This is a genomic window from Nostoc sp. DedQUE12b, from assembly GCF_034530835.1.
GTDB lineage: Bacteria > Cyanobacteriota > Cyanobacteriia > Cyanobacteriales > Nostocaceae > Nostoc.
Map to the genome: position 1 here is coordinate 34,157 of NZ_JAVRCI010000069.1, position 2,559 is coordinate 36,715.

The window sequence follows — 2,559 nt, forward strand, 5'->3', positions numbered from 1 at the left end:
TCAGAAGGTCAACTTTCACCCTCAGAAGGTCAACTTTCACCCTCAGAAGGTCAACGTTCACCCTCAGAAGGTCAACTTTCATCCTCAGAACTCGGAACTCCACAATATTTAATATCCAAACTTAAAGAAAACGAACAGCGCAACCTCCGCACAGTGCTAATTTTTGATCAATTTGAGGAATTTTTCTTTGTTTACACTGAACCTGCACAAAGAAAGCAATTCTTTGAGTTTCTGGGAGAGTGTCTGAATGTTCTATCGGTGAAAGTTATCTTATCGCTGCGGGTAGATTACATTCATTACTTGCTAGAGTGCAATGATTTGTCCAGTCTCAAGATTATTGGCAATGACATTCTCAGTAATAATGTGCTTTACAAGTTGGGGAATTTCTCGCGTGCTGATGCGAAGTCAATTATCCAGCGTTTAACTGAAAATACTAGTTTCCGCTTGGAATGTGCTTTAATTGAACAATTGGTGCAAGATTTAGCCGGAGAATTGGGTGAAGTTCGTCCCATTGAGTTGCAGGTTGTGGGGGCGCAACTGCAAACGGAGAATATTATAACTCTGGCAGAATATCGGCAGCGTGGTACTAAGGACGAATTGGTTAAGCGTTATTTAGATGAAGTTGTTAATGATTGCGGTGTTGAAAATCAGCAAGCAGCAGAAGTATTACTGTATTTGCTCACCGATGAAAAAGGAACTCGCCCGTTAAAAACTCGCGCTGAGTTGGAACGCGATTTGATGCCGTATTTCTCGGAGATTCCTCCAACCCCCCTTAAAAAGGAGGGCTTAGTTTCTTTCACCCCCTTTTTAAGGGGGTCGCCACAGGCGGGGGGATCAAAAACTAGGGCGGAACAAGCTTCTGAAATTAGCAAATTAGATTTAATATTAGAAATTTTTGTCCAATCCGGCTTGGTGGTTTTGCTACCAGAAAACCCCGCAGACCGTTATCAACTGGTACATGACTACATCGCCACCTTTATCCGCCAGCAACAGGAACCGAAGTTAAAGCAGGTGATGGCGGAACTGGAAAAAGAACGAGAACAAAGAAAACAAAGTGAAGTAAAACTTAATCGTGTTTTCAAACGCGCCCTTTTTGGTTCCATCGCCGCAGGTTTAGGATTTGCTGGACTAGCAGTGGTAACATTCCAGTGGACAGTAGAGGCAAATGTTCATCTAATTAACGCCATCAATAATTCTTCTGAAGCCTTTGCTGTTTCTGGACAACATCCAGATGCTTTAATAGCAGCTTTAAGGGCAAGTAACAAACTCAAGCATACAATTTGGGCACAGCACAGAAGCGATATCCGAATGCAAACTGTGGCAACTTTACAGCAAGCAGTTTATTTAAAGCCAAACGAGCCAAAAGAAAACCGTGCCATAGAGGTAAATACTTTAGAAGGTCATAGCAGCGCGGTCAGAAGCGTCGCCTACAGCCCTGATGGACAACAGTTAGCTTCTGCTAGTGATGACAACACCATTAAAATCTGGGATGTCAGCAGTGGCAAACTTCTCAAATCCCTGACTGGTCATAGCAAAGAAGTCATTAGTGTCGCCTACAGCCCCAATGGACAACAGTTAGCTTCTGCTAGTCGTGACAACACCATCAAATTCTGGGATGTTAACAGTCAAAAACTCCTCAAAACCCTGACTGGTCATAGCGATGAGGTTAAAAGCGTCGCTTACAGCCCTAATGGAAAACAATTAGCTTCTTCTAGTCGTGACAACACTATCAAAATCTGGAATGTCAGCCGTGGCAAACTTCTCAAATCCCTAATTGGTCATAGTAAAGAAGTCAATAGCATCGCCTACAGTCCCAATGGACAACAGTTAGCTTCCGCTAGTGCTGACAACACCATCAAAATCTGGGATGTCAACAGTAAAAAACTCCTCAAATCCCTTACTGGTCATAGTAATGTAGTCATGAGCATAGATTACAGCCCGAATGGGCAACAGTTAGCTTCCGCTAGTTATGACAAGACTGTCAAAATCTGGGATGTCAACAGTGGCAAACTCTTCAAATCCTCGATTGGTCATAGCAGTGTTGTCTTTAGTGTTGCCTACAGCCGTGATGGACAACAGCTAGCTTCTACTAGTGATGACAACACCATCAAAATTTGGGATGTTAACAGTAAAAAACTCCTCAAATCCCTTACTGGGCATAGCGGTAGAGTCTATAGCGTCGCCTACAGTTCCAATGGACAACAGTTAGCTTCCGCTAGTTATGACAAGACTGTCAAAATCTGGGATGTCAGTAGTGGTCAACTGTTCAAATCCCTGACTGGTCATAGTAAAGAGGTCAATAGCATTGTCTACAGCCCCAATAGACAACAGTTAGTTTCTGCTAGTGATGACAAGAGTATAAAAATCTGGGATATCAGTAGTGGTCAACTCTTTAAAACCTTTATTGGTCATAGCGATAGGGTCATTAGCGCTACCTACAGCCCCAACGGACAACAGTTAGCTTCTGCTAGTGCTGACAAAACCGTCAAAATTTGGGATATCAGCAGTGGTCAGATCCTCAAAACCCTTACTGGTCATAGCCATTGGATCATTAACGTC

General features: G+C 43.0%; 1 protein-coding gene. It reads left to right on the forward strand.

What is annotated here, in order from left to right; all coding sequences use genetic code 11:
• Positions 1-2,559: WD40 repeat domain-containing protein (locus RMY16_RS25620; RefSeq protein ID WP_322738714.1), on the forward strand; the 2,559-nt coding region annotated here is incomplete at both ends.